The sequence below is a fragment of the Streptosporangium sp. G12 genome (assembly GCF_052983175.1).
Map to the genome: position 1 here is coordinate 148,212 of NZ_JBRIQO010000018.1, position 22,154 is coordinate 170,365.

17 protein-coding genes are annotated in these 22,154 nt (G+C 71.7%); 3 read left to right on the top strand and 14 right to left on the bottom strand.

Going from position 1 to position 22,154, the window contains the following annotated elements; all coding sequences use genetic code 11:
* Positions 1-8: 8 nt before the first annotated feature.
* Complete coding sequence (locus ACVCAG_RS26835) at positions 9-1,916, top strand: fumarate reductase/succinate dehydrogenase flavoprotein subunit (RefSeq protein ID WP_447190484.1); 1,908 nt, start codon at positions 9-11, stop codon at positions 1,914-1,916.
* 2 nt (positions 1,917-1,918) lie between these two features.
* Positions 1,919-2,680, top strand: a complete 762-nt coding sequence (locus ACVCAG_RS26840) for a succinate dehydrogenase/fumarate reductase iron-sulfur subunit (RefSeq protein WP_362685199.1) — start codon at positions 1,919-1,921, stop codon at positions 2,678-2,680.
* A 90-nt stretch (positions 2,681-2,770) separates the two neighbouring features.
* Here ACVCAG_RS26840 and ACVCAG_RS26845 read toward each other — a convergent pair whose 3' ends face one another.
* The gene (locus ACVCAG_RS26845) at positions 2,771-3,247 is read right to left on the bottom strand and encodes a MarR family transcriptional regulator (protein WP_440085573.1); all 477 of its coding nucleotides are present in this window, start codon (positions 3,245-3,247) and stop codon (positions 2,771-2,773) included.
* 100 nt (positions 3,248-3,347) lie between these two features.
* Here ACVCAG_RS26845 and ACVCAG_RS26850 point away from each other — a divergent pair, with 100 nt between their 5' ends.
* On the top strand, positions 3,348-4,790 hold the full coding sequence (locus tag ACVCAG_RS26850; protein ID WP_440085574.1) for an MFS transporter: 1,443 nt from the start codon (positions 3,348-3,350) through the stop codon (positions 4,788-4,790).
* Between the two features lie 34 nt (positions 4,791-4,824).
* Here ACVCAG_RS26850 and ACVCAG_RS26855 read toward each other — a convergent pair whose 3' ends face one another.
* The 13 genes from ACVCAG_RS26855 to ychF form a co-directional block, all read right to left on the bottom strand.
* Positions 4,825-6,294 (bottom strand): hypothetical protein, encoded by a 1,470-nt coding sequence (locus ACVCAG_RS26855; RefSeq protein WP_447190485.1) that lies wholly within the window; start codon positions 6,292-6,294, stop codon positions 4,825-4,827.
* Positions 6,295-6,412: 118 nt separating this feature from the next.
* Positions 6,413-8,491 (bottom strand): hypothetical protein, encoded by a 2,079-nt coding sequence (locus tag ACVCAG_RS26860; protein WP_447190486.1) that lies wholly within the window; start codon positions 8,489-8,491, stop codon positions 6,413-6,415.
* Positions 8,492-8,619: 128 nt separating this feature from the next.
* Positions 8,620-9,033 (bottom strand): NUDIX domain-containing protein, encoded by a 414-nt coding sequence (locus ACVCAG_RS26865; protein WP_440085577.1) that lies wholly within the window; start codon positions 9,031-9,033, stop codon positions 8,620-8,622.
* A gap of 14 nt (positions 9,034-9,047) precedes the next feature.
* Positions 9,048-10,145 carry an NlpC/P60 family protein gene (locus ACVCAG_RS26870; RefSeq protein ID WP_440085578.1) on the bottom strand — a complete coding sequence of 366 codons (1,098 nt, stop codon included), beginning with the start codon at positions 10,143-10,145 and terminating at the stop codon, positions 9,048-9,050.
* Positions 10,142-10,303, bottom strand: a complete 162-nt coding sequence (locus ACVCAG_RS26875) for a hypothetical protein (RefSeq protein WP_440085579.1) — start codon at positions 10,301-10,303, stop codon at positions 10,142-10,144. The genes ACVCAG_RS26870 and ACVCAG_RS26875 overlap by 4 nt, the downstream gene beginning before the upstream one ends.
* Positions 10,300-10,968: a hypothetical protein gene (locus tag ACVCAG_RS26880; protein WP_440085580.1), complete on the bottom strand. Its 669-nt coding sequence runs from the start codon at positions 10,966-10,968 to the stop codon at positions 10,300-10,302. The genes ACVCAG_RS26875 and ACVCAG_RS26880 overlap by 4 nt, the downstream gene beginning before the upstream one ends.
* A 2-nt stretch (positions 10,969-10,970) precedes the next feature.
* Positions 10,971-13,403: a type IV secretion system protein gene (locus ACVCAG_RS26885; RefSeq protein WP_440085581.1), complete on the bottom strand. Its 2,433-nt coding sequence runs from the start codon at positions 13,401-13,403 to the stop codon at positions 10,971-10,973.
* Positions 13,404-13,471: 68 nt separating this feature from the next.
* Entirely contained in the window at positions 13,472-15,964 is a 2,493-nt protein-coding gene (locus ACVCAG_RS26890; RefSeq protein WP_440068369.1) for an ATP-binding protein, read from the bottom strand.
* The gene (locus ACVCAG_RS26895) at positions 15,961-16,233 is read right to left on the bottom strand and encodes a hypothetical protein (RefSeq protein WP_440085582.1); all 273 of its coding nucleotides are present in this window, start codon (positions 16,231-16,233) and stop codon (positions 15,961-15,963) included. Before ACVCAG_RS26895 ends, ACVCAG_RS26890 begins: the two co-directional genes overlap by 4 nt.
* Before the next feature lie 23 nt (positions 16,234-16,256).
* Positions 16,257-18,938: a TcpE family conjugal transfer membrane protein gene (locus ACVCAG_RS26900; protein WP_440085583.1), complete on the bottom strand. Its 2,682-nt coding sequence runs from the start codon at positions 18,936-18,938 to the stop codon at positions 16,257-16,259.
* 47 nt (positions 18,939-18,985) lie between these two features.
* A complete protein-coding gene (locus tag ACVCAG_RS26905; protein ID WP_329093688.1) occupies positions 18,986-19,261 on the bottom strand; it encodes a hypothetical protein in 276 nt (91 codons plus the stop codon).
* Positions 19,262-19,412: 151 nt separating this feature from the next.
* Positions 19,413-20,441, bottom strand: a complete 1,029-nt coding sequence (locus ACVCAG_RS26910) for a conjugal transfer protein (RefSeq protein ID WP_447190487.1) — start codon at positions 20,439-20,441, stop codon at positions 19,413-19,415.
* A gap of 467 nt (positions 20,442-20,908) precedes the next feature.
* Positions 20,909-21,997: a redox-regulated ATPase YchF gene (gene ychF / locus ACVCAG_RS26915; RefSeq protein ID WP_440085585.1), complete on the bottom strand. Its 1,089-nt coding sequence runs from the start codon at positions 21,995-21,997 to the stop codon at positions 20,909-20,911.
* Positions 21,998-22,154 lie beyond the last annotated feature (157 nt).

Consider the following 22,154-nt stretch of genomic DNA (forward strand, 5'->3'; position numbering starts at 1 on the left):
GATCTCCTGTGGAAATCGAGCGTCACGAATACGACGTCGTCGTCATCGGCGCCGGCGGTGCGGGTCTGCGGGCGGCCATCGAAGCCCGCCAACAGGGCAAGCGGACGGCGATCGTCTGCAAGTCGCTGTTCGGCAAGGCGCACACGGTCATGGCCGAGGGCGGCGCGGCCGCCGCCATGGGCAACGTCAACAGCGACGACAACTGGATGGTGCACTTCCGTGACACCATGCGCGGCGGCAAGTTCCTCAACAACTGGAGGATGGCCGAGCTGCACGCCAAGGAGGCTCCCGACCGGGTCTGGGAGCTGGAGGCGTGGGGCGCGCTGTTCGACCGCACCAAGGACGGCAAGATCAGCCAGCGCAACTTCGGCGGGCACGAGTACCCGCGGCTGGCTCACGTCGGTGACCGCACGGGCCTGGAGCTGATCCGCACCCTGCAGCAGCGGGTGGTCGCGCTCCAGCAGGAGGACGAGAGGCTCCACGGCGACGCCGAGGCGTACATCAAGGTCTTCCAGGAGTGCACGGTGACCCGCCTGCTCAAGGAGACGGGGCCCGGCGGGAGCGGCGCGATCTCCGGGGCCTTCGGCTACTGGCGGGAGAACGGCAAGCTCATCCTGTTCGACGCCCCCGCGGTCGTGCTGGCCACCGGCGGCATCGGCAAGTCGTACGTGGTCACGTCCAACTCGTGGGAGTACACCGGCGACGGCCACGCGCTGGCCCTGCTGGCCGGCGCGAAGCTGATCAACATGGAGTTCATCCAGTTCCATCCCACCGGGATGGTCTGGCCGCCCTCGGTGCGGGGCATCCTCGTCACCGAGTCCGTCCGGGGCGACGGCGGGGTACTGAGAAACTCCGAGGGCAAGCGCTTCATGTTCGACTACATCCCCGAGGTGTTCAAGGACAAGTACGCCACCAGCGAGGAGGAGGGCGACCGCTGGTACACCGACCAGGCCAACAACCGCCGCCCTCCGGAGCTGCTCCCCCGCGACGAGGTCGCGCGGGCCATCAACTCCGAGGTGAAGGCCGGCCGTGGATCACCCCAGGGCGGCGTCTACCTGGACGTCTCCACCCGCCTCCCGGCCGCGGAGATCATCAAGCGGCTCCCGTCGATGCACCACCAGTTCAAGGAGCTGGCCGACGTCGACATCACCAAGGAGGCCATGCAGGTCGGCCCGACCTGCCACTACATCATGGGCGGCGTCGAGGTCGACGCCGACACCGGCGCGGCGGACGTGCCCGGCCTGTTCGCGGCCGGTGAGGTCTCCGGCGGCATGCACGGCTCCAACCGGCTGGGCGGCAACTCGCTGTCCGACCTGCTGGTGTTCGGCCGCCGCGCGGGCGCGGGAGCGGCCTCGTACGTGGACGGTCTGGCGGCCCGGCCGAAGATCTCCGAGGAGGCCGTGGCCGAGGCGAGCGCGGAGGCGCTGGCCCCGCTGGAGCGCGCGGGCGAGAACCCGTACGAGGTCCACCACGAGCTGCAGCGGACGATGAACGAGCTGGTCGGCATCATCCGCAAGGCCGAGGAGGTCTCCGAGGCGCTGGAGGCGGTGGAGAAGCTCAAGGAGCGTGCCCAGGGCGTCGGCGCGGCCGGCAGCCGCATCTACAACCCGGGCTGGCACCTCGCCCTCGACCTGCGCAACATGCTCCTGGTCTCGGAGTGCGTGGCGAAGGCGGCGCTGTTGCGCCAGGAGAGCCGCGGCGGTCACACGCGCGACGACTTCCCCGGCATGTCGTCCGAGTGGCGGACCAAGATCCTGCGGTGCGGTCTCACCCCGGACGGCTCCGGCGTCACGGTGCAGGATCAGGTGCAGCCGCCGATGCGGGACGACCTCATCAAACTGTTCGACCGCGACGAGCTGAAGAAGTACATCACCGAGGAAGAGCTGGCCGCCTTTGACGCGCTGGCCAAGGAGTAACCATGAGTTACAAGGCGAAGTTCCGCGTGTGGCGGGGCGAGGGCGGCGAGGGCAAGCTTGAGGACTTCACGGTCGAGGTGAACGAGGGCGAGGTCGTCCTCGACATCATCCACAGGCTTCAGGCCACCCAGGCCCCCGACCTGGCCGTCCGCTGGAACTGCAAGGCCGGCAAGTGCGGCTCGTGCTCGATGGAGATCAACGGCAGGCCGAAGCTCGGATGCATGACCCGGATGTCCACCTTCACCGAGGAGGAGACGATCACCGTGACGCCCATGCGGACGTTCCCGGTGATCAAGGACCTGGTCACGGACGTGTCGTTCAACTACCAGAAGGCCAGGGAGATCCCGTCCTTCACCCCTCCGGCCGACGTGAAGCCGGGCGAGTTCCGCATGCAGCAGATCGACGTCGAGCGGTCCCAGGAGTTCCGCAAGTGCATCGAGTGCTTCATGTGCAACAACGTCTGTCACGTCATCCGTGACCACGAGGAGAACAAGACCAACTTCGCCGGTCCGCGCTTCCTGATGCGGATCGCCGAGCTGGACATGCACCCGTACGACGTGGCCGACCGCAAGGACTCCGCCCAGGAGGAGCACGGTCTCGGCTACTGCAACATCACCAAGTGCTGCACCGAGGTCTGCCCCGAGCACATCAAGATCACTGACAACGCGCTGATCCCCATGAAGGAGCGCGTCGTCGACCGCAAGTACGACCCGCTGGTCTGGCTGGGCAACAAGATCTTCAAGCGTTCCGGCTCGAAGACCTGACCCTCCCCACCGCTCACGACGGCGCCGTCTCCGGATTCCCCCGGGGGCGGCGCCGTCGTGTTACCCCGTTGTTTCCTCCCGCCGCGTTTCTCAGTCACGCCACAGCCGCTGTGTCTGCTTCCGCATGACCTCGTTGGCGCGGACGGCGAAGTCATGGATGATCGCCAACTCCGCGTCGTCGTAGCTCTCGACGAGATCGGCGTAGGCCCGGTTGACGTCCGCCAGGATCTCCTGCAGCGCGCGGTAGGGCCCCTCGCGTACCAGCTCGACGAGGACACGACGCCGGTCGGCGTCGTCCCGGCTGCGGCGCACGTACCCCGCTTTCTGCAGGCGGTCCACGACCGCGGTGATGGCGCCGCCGCGCGTCAACCCGATCCGTACGGCGAGGTCGTGCGGGGTCAGGGGGCCCTCCTTGTCGAGGACGGCCAGGCAGTTGAAGTCGGTCACATTGATTCCGGCCCGGCCGGCGACGCCGACGTGGAACAGCGCCGCCCGCATGGCTGTCAGGCGCCCCTGGTCGGACACGGCCATGATCATCTCCATGCGGCTCTTCCGCTCCGTTGACATGGCGGACCCCTCTTCCTATTCTCTCTAAAATAGAGACACTCTAAATAAGAGACTCTCTATTTTGGCTCCAAAAGAATAGGCGACCCTCCGGGAGGAAACCATGTCCGCCGCCCCACCCAGAACCGGTCCTCCTGTGTCGCGCCGGCGCTGGATCGCTCTCGGCGTCGTCCTGAGCGCCGCCTTCATGGACAACGTCGACGCGACCATCCTCGGCATCGCGCTGCCCCGCATACAGCGCGACCTCGGCGCCGACCACACCACCGCGCAGTGGAGCCTCGCCGGCTACGCCCTGGCGTTCGCCCTGCTGCTGATCACCGGCGGGCGGCTCGGTGACATCTTCGGCCGCCGGCGCCTCTTCCTGATCGGCGTCGCCGGGTTCACCGTCGCCTCCGTCGCGTGCGGTGCCGCCACGACGCCGGAGGCGCTCGTCGGCGGTCGCCTCGCCCAGGGCGCGATGGCCGCGTTGATGGTGCCCCAGGTGATGTCGGTCATCGTCGTCATGTTCGCCCCCGCCGAGCGGACCCTGGCGTTCTCACTTCTGGGCGCGGTTCTCAGCATGGGCAGCGTCAGCGCTCCGCTGCTGGGCGGGCTGCTGACCGAGTACGACGTACTGGGCTCAGGCTGGCGCGCGATCTTCTACGTCAACGTGCCCATCGGGGTCCTCGCCTTCTGCGCGGCGGTGCGGTTCATGCCCGAGACCCGCTCGGAGCGGCCGCTCCGGCTCGACCTGGCGGGGGTGGCCCTGGTGACGCTCGCCACGCTGGGGATCATGTACCCGCTCGTACAGGGTCCCGTGGCGGGATGGCCCGCCTGGACGTTCGCCGCGATGGCCGCGGGGGTCGTGGTCCTGGTGCTGTTCGCCGCCCAGCAGCGGCGCCGTCACCTCCGGGACGGTTCCGCGCTCGTACCGCCCACGCTGTTCCGGCGAAGGTCGTTCACCGCCGGGATGGCCGTGGTGCTGCTGCTCTTCTCCGGCGTGACGTCGTTCTTCCTCGTGCTGACCTACCAGCTGCAGTCCGGCCTGGGGTGGACGCCGCTGCACACGGCGCTGGTGACGCTGGCCTGGCCCGTCGGCATCACCGCGACCACCCACCTCGCGTTGCGCCACGGTGCGGCACACGGTCGCCGCCTCATCGGCACGGGCGCGCTCACGATGGCCGCGGGCACCCTCGCCGTGATCGTCTCCGTACGGGTCCTGGGATCCGATCTGGCCTGGCCGCACGTCGCGGCCGCCGAGCTGGTCATCGGTCTCGGCATGGGACTGTGCGTGCCGATCCTCACCGGCGTGGTGCTCGGCGACGTCCCCGCCGACGACGCCGGTGCCGGTTCCGGCGTCGTCAACACCGGCATCCAGTTCGGCACCGCGGTCGGGATCACGATCGTCGGGGCCGTCTTCTTCGCCCTGGCCTCCGCGGGAACCGGTGACCTCGCGGACCGGTTCGGCACGGCGACCGCGACGACGCTCTGGTACAACGTCGGTGTCTTCACCCTGGCCGCGCTGCTGAGCCCGCTGCTTCCCGCTCCGTCCACGACCGAGCCGTAGGGATCCCTCCCCGGACGGTCAGGATCGTCCGAGATCAGGTGGAACGGCGGAAGAGGCCGCGCTTCTTCTTGCCGGTGTCCTGGCCGGGGAGCGGGTAGACCGCCGTCGGGGTCGGCTCGGCGGGAAGCCGGTCGCCGGAGCCCTTCTCACCGGGGCCCTGGGCGGGACCGCCCTGCGGCTCGGGCCCGAAGGGCCTGGCCGTCTCCCCTGCGGGACGCCCCGCCTCGCTCCGCGCTTCCTGGCCGGACGGCGTGAAGCCGTCCTGGGGACCGCCGTGGAGGGGCCGATCCGCCGAGGGACCCTGGCCGGAGGCGTCCTGGGGAACGGGACCGGTGCCGAACGGCCGGAGGTCGTCTCGCGGACCGTCGGCTCCCAGATCGCCCCGGGCGGGCTCCTGCGGGAACGGCGCCCCGGGGAACTCCGGCACCCCCTGCGGGAGGCGCCCCTCTCCGGAGTCGAACCGCGAGGTGCTCTGGAAGGCGGCCGGTGAGGCGTCCTGGGCCGCCGGACCGTAGGGCGCCTGTCCGGGCCGCCCCGGCTGCACGTGGCCGGTCTGCGGGTCGTACGGGTCGTACGGGCTGTGCGGGTCGTGCGGGTCACTGTGGCCGGCGGCCGGCTGCTGCTCGTAGCCGGGCGCGGGCAGGTACGCCGTCGTCTGGTCGTACCCGTGGGGGGACCGCTCGGGGGTGTAGCCCTCCGGGTAGACCGGGGCGTACATCTGCATGGGCACGAAGCTGATGATCGGCGCGTAGGCCGTACCGCCCTGGTAGGGGCCGGGACCGTAGCCGGGACCGCCGGGGTAGGCCATCGGCTCCATCGGGTCGCGGCCCATCCCGCGCGGACCGGCCCGGCGGATGGCCGCGGCGTGCGCCAGGCGGCGCAGCCTGCCCTCGAAGATCAGAACGGCGAACAGCACCAGCAGTACCAGGATCAGCGCGGGGATGCCGAGCTGGCGGCTCAGCGTGGCCCCGTCGAACTCGGAACCCGCGTTGCGGATCTCGTACACGGAGGTACCGGAGGCGCTCTCGTCGAGCGCCGCGGTGTCCGACGGCGTGGGCGTGGCGGTGGGGAGCGGGGTCGGCTCGGGGTTCGTCGGCGGGAACTGGGGGTCGTTGTTCTCCGGCGAAGAGGTCTCGGCGGGCGGGGTCACCGGAGGCGCGGTGTTCTGGACCGGCGGCGGCTGCACGACCGCCGTCTCCTGCGGGGGCGGCGGGGCCGAGGACGTCTTGGGAGGCTTGGGGGGCTTCGGCGACGCCGGGACGGTGATCGTGGTGGTCACGGTCTTCTGCGGCACCGCGGTCTCCTCGGAGCCGCCCTGGGGATCCTCGGTGACCGTGACGGTGACGATCGGCGTGGCCTCCTCGCAGGGGCCTGCCGGATCGACGTCACAGCCCTCGACCTGCGACGGGGTGACACCCACCACCCTGACGGTCGCGCCGGCCGCGGAGGATCCGGTGAGCGGCGCCAGGGCGAGCAGGACGGCGCCGCTGAGTCCCACGGACATCACAACGGCGGAGACAGCTGCCCTGTGCCGTGCTCGCGTCACCGGTGCCCTCCGCGAAATCAACCATGAACACGTCAAGGTAAATACTAGTTGGGCAAAAGTAACAGCAAACCGCGTTTTACAAAACGTGTCGCGACCGGCGGCGGCGCTGGATCCTCCTCTGCAGCCACAGGAGGCCGAGCAGCGCTCCCACCGCCGCTCCCACCGCCGGGAGACCTCGGACCCCTGTCAGCAGCGGACTTGACTCGGCGACCGGCTGGACCTGGCCGCTCGGACCGTCGACGTCCTGCGGGAGGGGTGCGCCCTGCGGGCGCGGGTCCTGCGAAAGGGGCACCTGCGCGGCGGGGAAGGGACCCGCCTGCGGCAGTTGGAGGCCGTTCACGAGGCCGGGCATCTGGCCCGCCCCCGCCATGCCCATCGAGACCGGTGGCATCATGGGCCCAGGCGCGCCCGGCGCTCCCGCCCCGCCCGGCTGCGCGCCCGGCATCTGCTGCGCGCCGGGCATCTGCGGCCCGCCCGGCTGCTGACCCGCTCCCGGATAACCCGCTCCGGGGTGGCCGGGAGGCAGGGGCCCGCCCATCGGACCGCCCGCACCTCGCGGCGGCACGCCGGGCTGTCCCATGCCCGGCTGCCCGATCCCCGGATAGCCCGGCATCATCGGCTGCCCCATGCCCTGTCCCGGCATCGCGGGCTGCCCGCCGACCCCCGGATAGCCGGGAACCATCGGCCCGACCACCGGCCGGCGCGCTCCGGGGCGGCCGGCGATCTTCTGCCCGCCCCCCGGGGTGACGGGACCGAGCGCCTGGAGGCCCGGCCCCATCTGCGGCCCTCCAGGCAGGCCGGTCATCGGCAGGCCGACTCCCGGCTGGCCTGGACCCGCGTGCCGAAGGGCCGACCGGCCCGCTTCCCGCCCGCGCGCACCGGACCGGCCGGCCGCGTGCCGTTGCCCGCGCGCCTTCCGCCCGCCCGCCTTGCGACCCGTCGGGGAGCCCACGGCCGAGTGGTGCCTGCCGTTCTGTCCCCGAAGCGTGGGGGCGGCGGGCACTCCCTCCGGCGGTACGGCGGCCTGCCCCTGACCGGGCACGCCGGTACCGGCCTCGGGCGCGACGCCCGGGGCCGCGGCGCCGTCCGGAAGCCGCGTGCCCTCCGGCGGAAGACCCGGGGTGACCGGACCCGCGGGACGACCGGGAACGGCGCCCGCCCCCGGGACCCGGACCGGGGCGGGAGCCACCGGAGCGGCCGCGGGGGATCCGGCCTCCTGCTGCCCGCCCGGCGCGGTGACCCGCGTCTCGTGGGAGGCCGCCGGGCCTCCCGTCGCTCCCGCGTCCCCGGGAAGCGCACCCGCCCGCGGGCTCACCGGCGCGCCGGCCCTCGGCGACGCTCCCGGCCCGGCGGGAAGCGCGGAAGCCGCCGGGCCAGGACGCGCGGCGGTGCCGTCCGCCCCCGTACCCGCCGCGCCCGGCCCCGCGGCCGGGGCGACGAACGACTTTCCGAGAAGATCGAGCAGGAACGCCGACGTGCGCTGCTCGGCCCTCCGTGCCTCTGCGGCCTCTGCGGCCTCTGCGGCCTCTGCGGCCCGCGGGGTGTCCGGTGCGGCCAGGGGAGCACCCTCGGCCTCCCCGGCCGTCCGGGGAACCCTGAGGACCATGCTGGCGGCACCTGGCGCCCCGACACCGCGTGCGCCCGCGGACCTGTCCTCCCTCGCGGCGCGGGCGTGTTCCAGCGTCTCCGGCCCCGCGACGACACCCCCGCCCGGCCGCATCGCCGCGTCCGAGCTCTTGATCGTGCTCTGGGCCTGCTGACTCACCGGCTCACCGTCGGGTCCGCTCATCCGGGCCAGGGCGGTCACCGTGACGTCCTGCGGGCGCCGCGGCACGGCGAGCAGCACGTCGACGGAGCCGCCCCGGGCGGGCAGGGCGCCGATCACGCACACCCCCGCCCCCCTGGGTACGGGTACCGAGGACCTGGTCTCCTCAGGGCACTCGATGCCCGCGAGCGCCTCGGCGGGGGTCGTCAGGACCGCCAGCCGCGCGTCGGAGCCCGGTCCCTGCAGGCGGATGCGGAAGCGGATCGCCTGGTCGGCGCGGCTTCCCGGCGCCCACGTACCGGTGTCGGCGGCGACGGCCAGGTCGAGGGGCGGCGCGGCCGGCTCGTCCATCTGGACGGCGTACACCCCCGTGGACCCGAGGATGAGCACCCCCGCTCCAACAGCGGACACTAACCCAGCACCACGCCACCATACGGTCACCGCATATCTCCGTTCCCCGGGTACGGACACGCGACATCGCCACGTCCAGTAGCAGTTATGTCACGTTGCGGAGTCGATCAATCCTTATTGAACCGACCTTGCCCATCGTTGAGACGACCTTGTACCGCCCGGACGATTGGAAGGTCCGCGGGGAGCCACGCCACCTCGTAAAGCTCGTCCACGCCCAGCCAGCGCAGATCCAGGTGCTCCCTCGCCTCGGGCTTGCCCTCGGCGACCACGGCGAGCCAGACCCGGAGGACGTAGCCGCCGGCGAGCGCCCAGTCGCCGCCGACGCGCTCGCCCACCTCGATCAGCACGCCGAGCTCCTCCTGGCACTCCCTGATCAGTGCCGTGTGCTCGTCCTCGCCGGGATCGACCTTCCCCCCGGGAAGCTCCCACCCTCCGGCCAGCTCGGGAGGGTCGGCACGCTGGGCGGCGAGCAGTTTTCCGTCACCGTCGACGATGGCTGCGCCCACAACGACCTTTTCCATGGCTCCCGATTCTGTCAGCCCTGCTCCCGCGCCTTGAGTTGCGCGAGGATCTGAGGATGTTGCAACGGCCGGGTGAATCCCACGATCCCGGTGCGCTCCCGGTAGGTGGTGACCTTGATCGGCCCGCACAACCGGCATCTCGCCTCGACCATCTTGCCCGGAGAGACCACCATTCCCACGTGCCCGGGACGGTCTGGGCCGGTTCCTGGCCCGGAGTTGAAGAAGACGAGGTCCCCCGCCTGCTCCTCTCCCTCGGGAACCTCTATGCCGAACGGCCACTGGCCGAACGTGGTGCGCGGGATGGTCAGGCCGACGCTCCGGTAGGCCATGTAGATGATCCCCGAGCAGTCGTAGCCGGCCGGGCCCGTGCCGCCCCAGATGTAGGGCTTGCCGCGCTGGGCCAGCGCGTACTCGAGGATCGCGGCCACCGTGCTCGTCGGCGCCGCCTCCAGCATGGGCTCGTCGCAGCTCTCGTCCGCCTCGGGCGGGGTCGTGACCTCGCCGTCCTTGGCGTACTTCCCGGCGATCTCCATGACCTGGTCGACGTACCACCAGGCACGGTTGTAGACGAACAGCGAACGCCGCACGTCCTCCGGCGCGCCGTTCCGCTTCAGCATCTTCGCCGCGCCTAGGATGGCGTCCGCCGGGTTGTACACGTCGGCCCAGCCGTCTCCGTCGCCGTCGGAGGCGTAGCCGTTGAACGTGGACGGGATCTTGATCTTGGCCTTGCCGCCCCACGTGCTGATGAGAAACTGCATCGGCCCGGCGGCGCCCGCGTAGTTGGTGCCGCTCCGCACGCCGGGGAGCGTGGAGCGGCCGTGGTTGGTCTCGCGCTTGCCGACCCCGGCGAGCACGTTCCACTGCACGCCGACCTTCCGGCCGTGCTCGCGGTACAGCTTCAGATACTCCTCGGGGATGTCGGACGTCGCGGTCTCCGACAGGTCCTCCGCCGCCTGCGCGTTCTCCCCGCAGTCGGGTTGCGTCTCCCCGGTGACCGACGGGAAGGACGGGAAACTGCTGATCATCATCATCGGCGCCATGATCAGCGTGATCAGGCAGAGCCCGGCGACTCCGAGGATCAGGGCGAGCCGGAGGTGTTTGCCGTCCCTCATGCGACCTCGCCGCCCGTCCCGCCGCGCCGGTACACGACCCCGCCGCGCATCCACTCTCGCCCGTACACGACCCCGCCGCGCCGGTACACGACCCCGCCGCGCATCCACTCTCGCCCGTACACGACCCCGCCGCGCCGGTACGCGATCCCGCCGGTCATCCGGTCGCGCCGGTCTCGAAGGGCTGGTCGTCCCCCTCCTGGCCGGAGTCGGCGGGCTGAAGGTCGTGGACCCGCCATTCCGCGCCGACCTGGATGAGCGTGACGGCGTACTCCGCGGTCCTCTCGTTCACCCCGCTCCTGGCCGTGACGTTCTGGGTGCCGACGACCACGAAGACCACCGAGGCGCTGTCGATCTGCCGGATCCCCTTCACGCGCGCAGTCCCGACGGAGACGACCTCGTCGGCCTTGTTCGCCTCGACGGTGCCCGGCGAGGTGACGGTCCGCAGCAGCGCCCCCGAGAACTCAGTCGTGACGTATCCCTTGAGACGGTCGCCGTAGACCGCCGGATCCTCGTCGTAGCTGAAGGTGCCGTACTCGGCGGTGAACCGCTGCGCGTAGTCGGCGGCCGCGGCCAGCTCCTGCTTCGTCATCGGCAGGTAGGAGTAGACGTCGAAGGGCGCGTTGCTGGCCGTCGCCGCCGGGCGCGCAGGCTCCGCGGCCGGTTCCCTGCCTGACGCCACCGTGCGGGTGACGCCCGCCGGCTCCGCCCGGGTCTCCGGGCCCTCCCCGGTGTCCGACCACATGGTCACGTAGACGCCGACCGCGGCGAGTATCACGACCAGCACCGCGAAGACGGCTCCCCGCCGGCTGCCTCCCTCGATCATCGTCAGTCCTTGCCGCGGTTGGACGGACGCAGCCAGAACGGCGGCGGCTCACCGGCCTCCCCGCCGCGCTCCGCCCGCCTGGTGATCCAGAGCGGCGGCGCCTCGGACGACCTGCCTCCGGAGTCCCGGTTCCGCGAACCACCGGAGCTCCGCGAGGAGCCACCGCCGCCGAAGATGCTCCCGCCGGAGCCTCCGGACCCCGAGGAGCCACGCGAGGACCCGCCGCCGTTACGCGATCCCGAACCGGAGCCGCCCCGCGAGGAGCCGGAACCCGAGGAACCCCGGGAGGAGCCGCCGCCGCCGAAGATGCTCGTGCCCGAGCGGCCGCCCCCCGAGGAACCGGAGGAACCCGAGGGCCTGCCCGCCGAGGGCGCCGAGGGCCTGACCGCCGGCGCACCGGACGACCTGCCGCCCGAGGACGACCCGCCGCCCGAGCCTCCCTGCGGGGCCCAGCCGCCGGAACGGCCGCCGAACCAGCCGCCCGACCCGCCCGAACCGCCCGACCCGCGCCCGGAGGAGCCTCCGGACCTGGTTGGGGACGCGCCGCCTCCCGTACCGGCTCCGGAGAGGTTGAGCGGCGGCGCCGCGCCGGGGCGGGCCGCGGTGACCGGCCTTCCGGTGCCCCTGCGCCGCCCGGCCGCCTGGGAGTCGGTGTCGAGCGGAGCCGGTTGCGCGCCTGCGGGGACCCGGGTGCCCGACGGTGTGGCCGGCGTGGCACCGCCGTCCTCGCCGCGGACCCTGCCCTGGGCGACCGAGGCGGCCGCCGCCGCGCCGACGGAGGCTCCGCCGGCCATCGCGGCCGCCTGCAGCATCGGCTCGGCCTTGCGCATGCCCCACCGGCCCGCCCTGGCCGCCGCGACCGGCGGCAGCACGGACGCGGCCCGCTGCAGGGTCGGCGCGGTCGCCGCGTCGCCGAGCATCCGGGTGGTGAGCGTGTGCCCGTCCATGGACGAGAACAGATGCTGGAACGGCCGCCGGTAGAAGAACACCGCGATCGTCAGGATCGCCATGAACATGACCTGCATGCCCCACGGCATCGCCGTGGAGATGATCAGGGCGTAGCCGTACACGAGCACGCCGAGGACGAGGGCGAGCACGGCCTGTCTGAGCAGGGTGCCTATCAGCATCTCCACCCAGCGCATGGCGATGATCCGCCCGGATCCCGGATGGACGCCGATCAGCAGGAAGACCGGCGCGAGGATCAGCAGCAACAGGAAGCCGACCTTGAGGACCAGCAGCGAGACCGCCACCAGGAAGATCAGCAGTCCCGCGACCACCGCGGCCATGAGGGCGCCGATCGCGACCCCCAGGCGGCTCGTCCAGTCCTTGCCCTGGAAAAGGGGGAAGACCGGCGTGTTCTGCAGCTTGTCGGCGACCTCGGTCTCATATCGTGCCTGGTGGGAGTTCGCCTCCGGCATCTGCTCGGCCTTCATCTCGGCCGCGTCGATCGTCTGGATCTCCAGCAGTTTCGCGCCGAACACCTTGATGATGGGAGCGTCGGCGTCGGCCGTGCCGAACTGGCCCATCAGCCACGGCTTGCAGACCAGGGTGGACCAGAGCGCGTCGGAGTTCTGCTCGACGCCGGGCACGCCGCTCTGGCCGTACCCGCCGCTCTTGACCTGCGGGTTGGCGTCGCCCTTGGCCGGCAGGCAGGAGGTCCCGCCCGCGCCGGGGAGCCCGGAGAAGGCGGAGTTGACCACCTCGCCGGTCTTGTCGGTGACGACCTTGCCCAGCCCCGTGAGATCGCCGGGGCGGCTGAAGAACCAGACCGCCACGGTGACCGCGAGGACCATCCAGATGACGCCCTCGGCGGTGGTGGTGGCGCGCTTGCGGATCAGCCCGTACCAGGCCAGCCAGATGGCGCCGAGGATCACCAGCGGCCGCAGGTACGGCCAGTACATGGCGTCGGCCAGGCGGACCACCATGTCGTCGACGACGTTCTTGATCGATTCCAGCGGGCCCTCGGTGGCCGCCGCCTGGTAGGTCGTGATGGTCAGCCTGTCCAGCGCCTTGGCCCACAGGAAGACCGTGTTGGCCATCGCGTTGCCCATCACCGCCGCGATGTCGTCGCAGCCGAGCAGGTGGGTGTGCCAGAACTGGCCGCTCATGCCGTACGTCGCGTAGTTGCCCTGCACCGCCGGGGCCTGTGCCGCCGGGGCACCCGGCTGGGCTCCCGGCTGGGCTGCGTCGGGAAGCGGCGGCTGGATCAGGCCGTCGACGCCTCCGGCGACCATGTCCGGGGACAGGTCGGGAGACATGTCGCAGGGGGCCGCGGCGACGGCCGTGGACGTGTCGGCGGGGAACACCAGCGGCAGCGCGAGGAAGGCGGCCAGCGCCACCAGCCCGATGGCGATCCGCCTGCCCAGCCGTCCCCTGCGGGAACCCCTCTCGCGGGAGCCCGTCGCCTCGCGAGGCCCACGAAGCCCGCCGCGCACGCCAAGCCCTTTCGGCCCCTTGAGGGACCGTCTCTCTCGAGAGCCCTCAAGCCCCTTGCGGGAGCCTTTCATGACCGCACCTCCAGCGCCGCAGCCCCCGGCCTACCGACTCTGTCGCCCCCAGGAAGATCATGCACTTTCTCGTCGGGTTTGTCGTGGGTCGGATTCGTGTCCAGCCAGCGCAGCAGCTCATCCGAGATCAGGTCCACCCCGATACGGCCCGCGCGACCGTCCAGATCCCGGAAGACGCATTCGCCGTTGCCGAGCGAGCGCAGCACCGCCTTGTGCTCCTCGGACGGTTCGACCCCGAGCAGCGCCATCACGTGCTCCACCTCGACCCGTTCCGTGGAGCGGAACGCGAAGACCGACGACAGGCAGTTCGTCACCTGCTCGCTCAGCAGGTCTCCGGCGTTCTGCGAGACCAGGACCAGCGCCGTGTTGCGGGAGCGGCCCATCCGGCTGACCTCGGGCACCAGCTTGGCGCCCTCGGGGGTAGAGGTGATCGCCCACGCCTCGTCCAGGAAGATCGCCTTGGGCGTCCGCCGGTCCAGGCCGTTCATCAGACCCCGCGCGAACTGCGCGACGAGGTAGAGCAGCGCCACCGACAGCCTCTGCTCGTACGAGTAGTCGTCGCGGCCGGTGGAGGCGTCGGGCAGCGTCAGGCCGCCCAGGGTGAAGACCGTGGTCCAGCCCTCGGTGTCGATCTGGTCGCCGCCCGAGGGGTCGAAGCAGAGCCTGGCCAGATGCATGTCCGACATGGAGCGGAGCACCGCGCCCAGGTTCTTGGAGGCGGCGTCCTCGGTCCGCTCCAGGAAGTCGACGACCTTGCCCAGCGACGGGTCCTCGGCGTTGGACACCGCGGCGACCGCCTGGATCATCGCCGACTCGCGTTCCTCCGACATACGGGGCAGCAGCAGACGCAGGGTCTCGGTGGCCATCGTCTTCTTGGCCGCCAGGTCGTCGCCGAACGAGAACGGGTCCAGCAGGCCGGGAGCCGCCGAGCCCAGGGGGATGATCCGCGCCTTCCTGCCCCGCTTCTTCAGCAGCTGCACCAGCGAGTCGGCGTCGCCCTTGGGGTCGATGACCGCGACCGTCACCCCGCGCAGCGCCATCTGGTAGATCATCAGCAGTGCCAGCGTGGTCTTGCCGCCGCCGGGTTCGCCGGTGATGGCGATGGCCGTCGGCCGGTTGCGCGTCGCCGCCACCAGCGGGTCGAAGTGCACGATGCTGCGGGCCCGGCCCAGGGTCTCCCCGACGTACGGGCCCATCCAGCCCGAGGCGCTCTCGTCCACCCGGTCGCCCAGGTCGACGGTGGCGGTGGCCATGCCGCCCGCGATGGTGCGCAGCGGCTGCCGCTGCGCGTAGGCGTTGACCCGGACCCGCTCTCCCGGCAGCGTCTCGCAGAACAGCGAGAACTGGTCGCCGGTGGAGTTGACGATGTCGATGCCCATGTCGCGGTAGTGCTCCACGACCGCCTCGACCCGCTGCACGCAGATCTCCTCGGTCGGGGCCGACACGATCAGGCGGTGCCAGCCGTACACGAACGGCAGGCGCTCCTTGGTGATGCCGTGCTCCAGCATCCGGGCCGCGTCGATCTGCTCGGCCAGGGCCAGCGGCGCCTCCGCGCCCGCCTCGCGGATGTGGATGTCCATGTCGCGGGCGTGGGCGAGCTTGCGCGCCACGTCCTTGCTCGCCTTGACCGGCGGGATCAGCCGCATCCTCGAACTGATCTCCACGGGGAAGGGCAGCTGGTCGGCGAAGTGCATCCACGGCTCGCCGTCGGGGAAGGGCATGAGGTCGGGGAAGCGGGCGAAGGACATGTGCGCCACGTAGGAGTCGCCCTGTGGCTGCTCGATGCGCAGCAGTGCCCTGCCGTTGTGGATCTGTCCCTCGACGAGGGACTCGATCTCCCCCTGCCCCCACCGGCGCTTGGGGCTCGCCGAGGCCGGAGGGTCGCCGAGGGACCCGGTCGTGGCGTGCTGGAAGAGCCAGGCGAGCTCGACGGAGGTGGCGTGCCTGGCGTACAGCGCGCTGGCGGACAGCGCCCTGCCCAGCCGCTCCGCCTGCTCGGACCACTTGGCGATCTCGGCCTTGGGGACGTGGTCGTCCTCGATGCCCAGGGCCTTCTCGCTGCGCTGGTAGAAGCCGAAGAGCTGCGAGAGGACCCCGGTGCCCAGCTGCCGCCCGCGCGTGCCGAGCCGTACGCCGAGGTAGACCTCCTTGGTCCAGAAGTCCTTGGCCCAGACGTGGCGGTACATGTCCTCCAGGTAGTCGCGCCAGCCCGGCCCCTCGTCGGAGGTGGCGTTCAGCGCCATCGCCCACTCGGCGGCGGGGTAGGTGCGGTGCGCCACGCGCAGGTGGACCTCGGCGTCGGGCATGCGGATGGCGGCCAGCGCGATCGTGATGTTGGTGGCCAGCGCCTCCCGCTCCTCGGGGGTGATGAACTCGTAGCTCACGGTGGGAAGCCTGAAGTAGGCCCAGACCGACGAGTCGGTCAGCAGGATCCGATCATCGAAGTATCGGACGGCCAGGCGGCTGCGCGTCCGGGAGGCGCGGCTCACAGCCCCTCCCCCACCGCTCGCGCGGCCCCGTCTCCACGGCCTCCGGACCCCTCGCCGGCCCGGATCCCGTCGCACCCGCTCGCCCGCGCCTCGCCCGGCCCGCCCCGACGAACCCCGCCAAGGCGGCCCGTACCGGCCTGCTCCGGTCCGTTCCGGCCCGGCCCGGCCGTACGAACCTCGTACGACCCGTTCACCCGCGCCCGGTCCGACCCGCCCACCCGGACGCCGGCCTGCCCGCTCACCACCTGCACCTCGTCTCGCCCGTTCACCACATCTCCTCGCGCCCGGGGGATCACTGGGCTAGTTCCTCCTCGCTGGGTCGACCCGCCTGAACCGTTCCGAAGCCCGCCACGACGACACCGGCCAGGGCGAGGTACGCCCGGCGGCCCGGTGCCCTCAGGTGGGACGGTTCCACCCGATCGGCCCTGCCGGGGGCCAGCGCGTCCTCCCAGGGAACCCGGACGATCGCCCGGCACCTGCCCCGCGCGACCGCCTCCGCCTGTTCCACGTCGGCCATGCTGCGGCGGCTCACCCCGTTGACGACCATGACCGCCCGGTGGCGCAGGTCGGCGCAGCCGTGCCCGTCGAGCCACTCGTAGGTCATGGCCACCGCGTCCGGCCCGTCCTCGCTGGCCGGGACGACGAGGACGAGCTGATCGGCGTAGGGGAGGACCCGTGCGGCCAGGGCCGCCGCCGGGTCCACGACGATCGTCTTGTAGTGCCGGTCGAGCATGTCCATCGCCTGGCCGAGCCGCCGGTCGGAGAAGAGCGTGCGGTCCGACAGGCGCTGCTCGGCACCGGCGTCGCTGTCTCCGGCGAGGACCTCCAGCCCCGAGGCGCAGCGGCTGGTGTAGGCGCGCATGCCGAGGTATCCCTGGACGTTGTCGAGCCCGGAGAGCAGGGAGCTCAGGGTCTCGGGCGACTCGCCCTGGATCCTGCCGGACAGGGCGTGGGAGCCGGTGCTGGCGTCGACCGCGAGAATCCGGTCCTCCCGGTAACGGGCGAGGGTGTGGCCGAGCATGAGCGCGGTCGTGGTCTGCCCGGCGCCGCCGGTGCAGCCCAGGACCACCACCCGGCGGCTGCCGCTGAACACCGCCCTGGCCCGCGCCTCGTCGATCTCCGAACCGTCCGTACGGCCACCGCCGCCGGGTCCGATCACCACCTGGGCGAGCCGCCGCCAGCCGCCCGAGGAGTCCCGGCCGACCACCGACTCCACCCGGCGGACCCTGGTCTCGGCCTCGCCGCGCGGGGAACCGGTCACCGGCACCGCGGGGGTGACCGGATCCGCCGTGGCCGATCCCGACGGGACCGCGCGGATCGACATGCCGCCTCCCTGGACGCCTCCTTGGACGCCGGTACCCGCCGGGGCACCGGGCCCTGCCTGCGCGCCCGCGTTCCTCTCCGGCGGCCAGGCCTGCGACGTGCCGGCGGGCCGCCCGATCGGCGCGGGCTGCCCCTTGCGGTGCTGGCGCCGCGCGCTCTCCTCGTCCTGCCTGTCCTGCCTGTCCTGCGGGAGCCCGGCCGCCTCCGCGGCGCGGTGCCCGATCGGCGCCGGTCCGACGAACCTCGGCACGAAGGACGGAACGGCCGGGGCGGAGGGTTTCCGGGCGGGGTCGGGCACGACGGCCGACCGCTCGGCGGGCACCGCACGGGCCGGGGCGGGCGTCTCCACCCGAGGCGGCTCGGAAACCGAGGGCGGCGGCACGGCCGGGGCCTCCGGCCGCTGCCGGACCGAAGGCTTCGGGGTGGGGGCGACGGTCTCGGAGGGCGCAGAGGGCACAGAGGGCGCGGCGGGCGCGATCACCTCGGGGGGCGAGACCGGCGGGGTCGACGCGGGAGGCGCGGCCGGGGCGGCCGGGGCGGGAGGCGCGATCGGGGCGGTCGCGGCGCGCTGGGCCTCGGCGGAGGCCGCGAGCCTGCGCAGGCGCCGCAGCGCCTCGGTGCCGATGGGGGCGGCCGGAGCCGCGGTCGCGCCGGACGCCGCCGGGGCCTCGTCCTTCGAGTCGCTCGCCCGCCCCTCGGCGGATCCGGCCGCCGGAACACGATCCGCCCGCCCCCCGGACCGTCCGGTGGAGCGGTCGGCGGACGGCCGCGAGACCGAGCCCGCGACCGGCGTGCCGGGCACGGACCCGGCGTCCTCGGTGGGCGCGGTGGGCGCGGTGGTCCTGGAGTCCCTGGAGCCTGACGCGGCGGTCTCGGACTCCTTGGAGTCCTTGGAGTCCTTGGAGGCGGGAACCTCGGAGGCGGCCCCGGGCTCGACGAGATCGGAGGTCGGGGTCGCGACGGGCACCGAGAGGGACGACACGACAGGCAGGGGCGCGGAAGTCACGGAAGGCATCGGGAGAACGACGGGGACGACGACCGGGGGCGTCTCGACGGCCCAGGAAGTCTCGACGGCCGAGGGCCGGCCGAGAGCCGGGGCGGCGCCCTGGCGGGGGGCGTGGACCTCGGCCCAGGCGACGCGCTCGCGGGCCACCGGAGCGGTGGCGGCGGCCGCCGCGGCAGCGGCCACGGCGGGACGCACCTCGCGCGAGCGGGCGGCGGCGCGCTTGGACTGGGCGTGCCTGGCCTTGCGCGACGCCTTGACCCGTACGGCCGCGTGCTGCGGCGCGGCCCGCCAGATCCGCCCGGTCAGCGTGACCTCGGCGGGCTCGGAGAGAGGGGCCATCCGGCACCAGGTGCGCGGCTCCCCCACGTAGCGGGCCTGCGACTGGAGCAGCTCGGTGAGCCTCTTGCTCTCGATCACCGGCCGGGTGGAGAGCCAGGTGACGACACCGGGCGGCACCAGGTAGAGCACGTGCCAGGGGGCGGCGAAGGGCAGGCCGAGCAGGTAGAGAAGCAGCGACCACGGGGCCAGCACTCCCACGAACCCACCGATCCAGACGATCGGGAGCGGCATCGGCAGCCGTAGGTCGTACAGCTTGTAGAGCCGCTTCTCGATCCTCCAGATATTGGTGTACGTGGGCAGATCCACGTGATCCTCCTCTCCGCCTCTCCTTGTTTGACCGTTCGAACCCGGTCTCAACCCCCCGAGATGCCCAGTGCGCCCGCGATCGCCTTGGCAGTCACCTCGATGATGTTCGGCACGTAGAAGATCACTCCGATGGCGATCGCCAGGATGATGAACTGGACGAACCTGGTGATCTCACGGGTGAAGAGGAAGAAGAGGGCCACCACCGAGACGATGACCAGGAAGAGTGGGGCGAAGAAGCTGCGGAGGAAGTCAGCGAGGCCTTCGGTGTTGACGCCCGCCGGAGGAGCTGTGGGCTGAGCGAGCTCTATCGCGCTCAGCAGCATGGTCTTGAGAATCACTTCTTGTCCTCCGTACTCACGATCGTGCCCGCCGGGCGGCGACGGGCCCTCGGCGCGTAAGCGCGGGGACCCGGATCGGCGGCTCATCGATCAGGGGGGGTCTGCTCACCGTGGACCGGCACCATTCGATCATGCGTTACCCCGCCACAGATCGGTATGCGCCGCGGATGTCCTTGACGAACCATTTGTCGCCTTGCTTGACCATGGTGAGCAAGTAGGACTGTTCCAGCTTGCCTCCTGTTTGGCCGGGGTCGGCGGGTTCCGGCTCGGCGGACGGCTCCGCCTTCGACGGGACACCCCACAGAACCGTCGCGGTCACCTTGCGGGTGGTTCCCCCTGCGAGGGGCACCATGAAGTCCTTGAGCTGCTGGAAGGTGAACGCGCCCCCGAACCCCTGCAGGGTGACCCCGGCGTCGGCGTACTGCTGCAGCGCGGTGGTGTCACCCGCGTACGCCCTGAAGAAGTCCTCCAGCGTGGTGCGCAGTTCCTGCTCCGCGGCCCGGTCGCGCTCGGGCGCGGCCTTGGGCGGCAGGTCGGCCACCCTCGGCGCGGGCAGGATGCCCGGACGCCCGGCGACGACGAACCTCTTCGCGGCCCGGTCGTGGTGGACGGGCACCGACAGGAGCTGGCGGCGGTCATCCGACTGGTAGGCGACGGTGACGACGGCGTTGTCGGCGTCGACGACCTCGATCCCGTACGGTTGCACCGCTCCAGCGCTCATCCTGCCGAAACCGTCCCAGCCGAACTGCGCCTCGGCGCCCTCGGGCAGGTAGGGGGCGAGTCTCGACTCCCTCTCCGAGAGGCGGGCCCCGTCGAAGTTCAGGTAGACCTCGGCGAACTGGGCCGCGAAGGCGGAGGCCTGGGCCGTGGGGAATCCGCCGTCCGGCACGGACACCGCGCCGGAGGGGGCGTTCTGCTGGGTGAAGCGCTCGAAGGGCGCGCGGACCCCGTTCACCACGATGACGACGATCAGCGCCCAGAGCACGGCGCGGCCGGTCCACACCAGCCAGCGACCGCCTCCACCGGACCAGCGTCCGCGCGACGCGCCCCGCCCGCGTGCCGGAGCGCGATCGAGATCGGAATCGTCGGGAAAGTCCGGGTATGCCGACAGCTCGGGGTCGCCAGCGATCCGGGGATCACGCTGGACCGTCGACCTTCGAGCCATCACGCCTCCGCTCGCGTCAATCCTCGGCCGGTGCGGGGTCGTATCGCCGCCGATCCCATTGGCCATGGTGACGCACTTACTCTAGCCGCCCAGCCGATTCTTCCAGGAAAGCCACGCCTATGCTGCAGGCATCGCGATGACTGAGCAAACCGGGTCTGGAACGCCGACGAGGCCGCCGATGTCGCCGATGACCCGTGAAAAGCGCATTACCCCTGGCCAGCGCGTGGGCTGATTACTCAAACGCCACCCATTGCTAACTGGACGGTTCCCGGACTGTCGCGACCTGCGCATTTAACACGAAATACGTCACCCAGGGTCACAAACCCCAAATAACGTGACTCGGCACGCCCGGCCAGGGATGGATCATCGGATGGGATGGACGAGCCTCCCGGTCTGTCATCGCCCCGGAAGGGAACACCCGGCCGCCCCGCCGACGGGCCGGGACCTCCCTCGTGGCACGCGAGCGGTCAGACGTTGAAGCGGAACTCCACCACGTCGCCGTCGCGCATGACGTAGTCCTTGCCCTCGATGCGGGCCTTGCCCGCCTGGCGGGCGGAGGCGATGGATCCGGCCTCCACGAGCTCGTCGAAGGAGACGATCTCGGCCTTGATGAAGCCGCGCTGGAAGTCGGTGTGGATGACCCCGGCCGCCTCGGGGGCGGTGGCGCCCTTGCGGATCGTCCAGGCCCTGGTCTCCTTGGGGCCGGCGGTCAGGTAGGTCTGCAGCCCCAGGGTCTCGAAGCCCACCCTGGCCAGCTGGGTCAGGCCCGACTCCTCCTGGCCGACGGACTGCAGGAGCTCCAGCGCCTCGGCGTCGTCGAGCTCGACGAGCTCGGACTCGATCTTCGCGTCGAGGAAGACGGCCTCGGCCGGCGCGACGAGCGCCGACAGCTGGGCCCGGAGCCTCTCGTCCACCAGTTCGTCGGCGTCGAGGTTGAAGACGTACAGGAACGGCTTGGCCGTCAGCAGGTGCAGCTCGCGCAGGTCCTTCGGGTCGATGCCCGCGCCCTTGGCCCCGGCGTACAGGGTGGTGCCGCCGTCGAGGAGCTTGAACGCCGCCTCCGCCGCGTCGAGCGCGGCCTTGCGGTCCTTGTTGGTCCTGGACTCCTTCTGCAGGCGCGGAATCGCCTTCTCCAGCGTCTGCAGGTCGGCGAGGATCAGCTCGGTGTTGATCGTCTCGATGTCGCGTCCGGGGGCGACGCCGCCGTCCACGTGGGTCACGTCGGGGTCGTTGAAGACCCGGATGACCTGGCAGATCGCGTCGGTGTCACGGATGTTGGCGAGGAACTGGTTGCCTCGCCCCTGTCCCTCCGAGGCGCCGCGGACCAGACCCGCGATGTCGACGAACTCGACCTTCGCCGGCAGGATCTTGGCGGATCCGAAGATCTCGGCCAGCTTCTCAAGACGCGGGTCGGGAACGCCGACGATGCCCACGTTGGGCTCGATGGTGGCGAACGGATAGTTCGCCGCCAGGGCGTTGGCGGTCTTCGTCAGCGCGTTGAAAAGCGTTGACTTGCCGACGTTGGGCAATCCGACGATGCCGATGCTCAGGCTCACGTGAGCCGAGTTTACGCGGAATGACCCACTGCTACCCGCCACGGACGGGTCACAGGTCCGAGTCACGGGCACGGGCGGGGCCGGTTCCGGTCCGGAAGCGGGCCGGCTTCGGGAGCGGGCCGGCTTCGGGAGCGTGTCGGCGCGCCAGAAGCGGCCG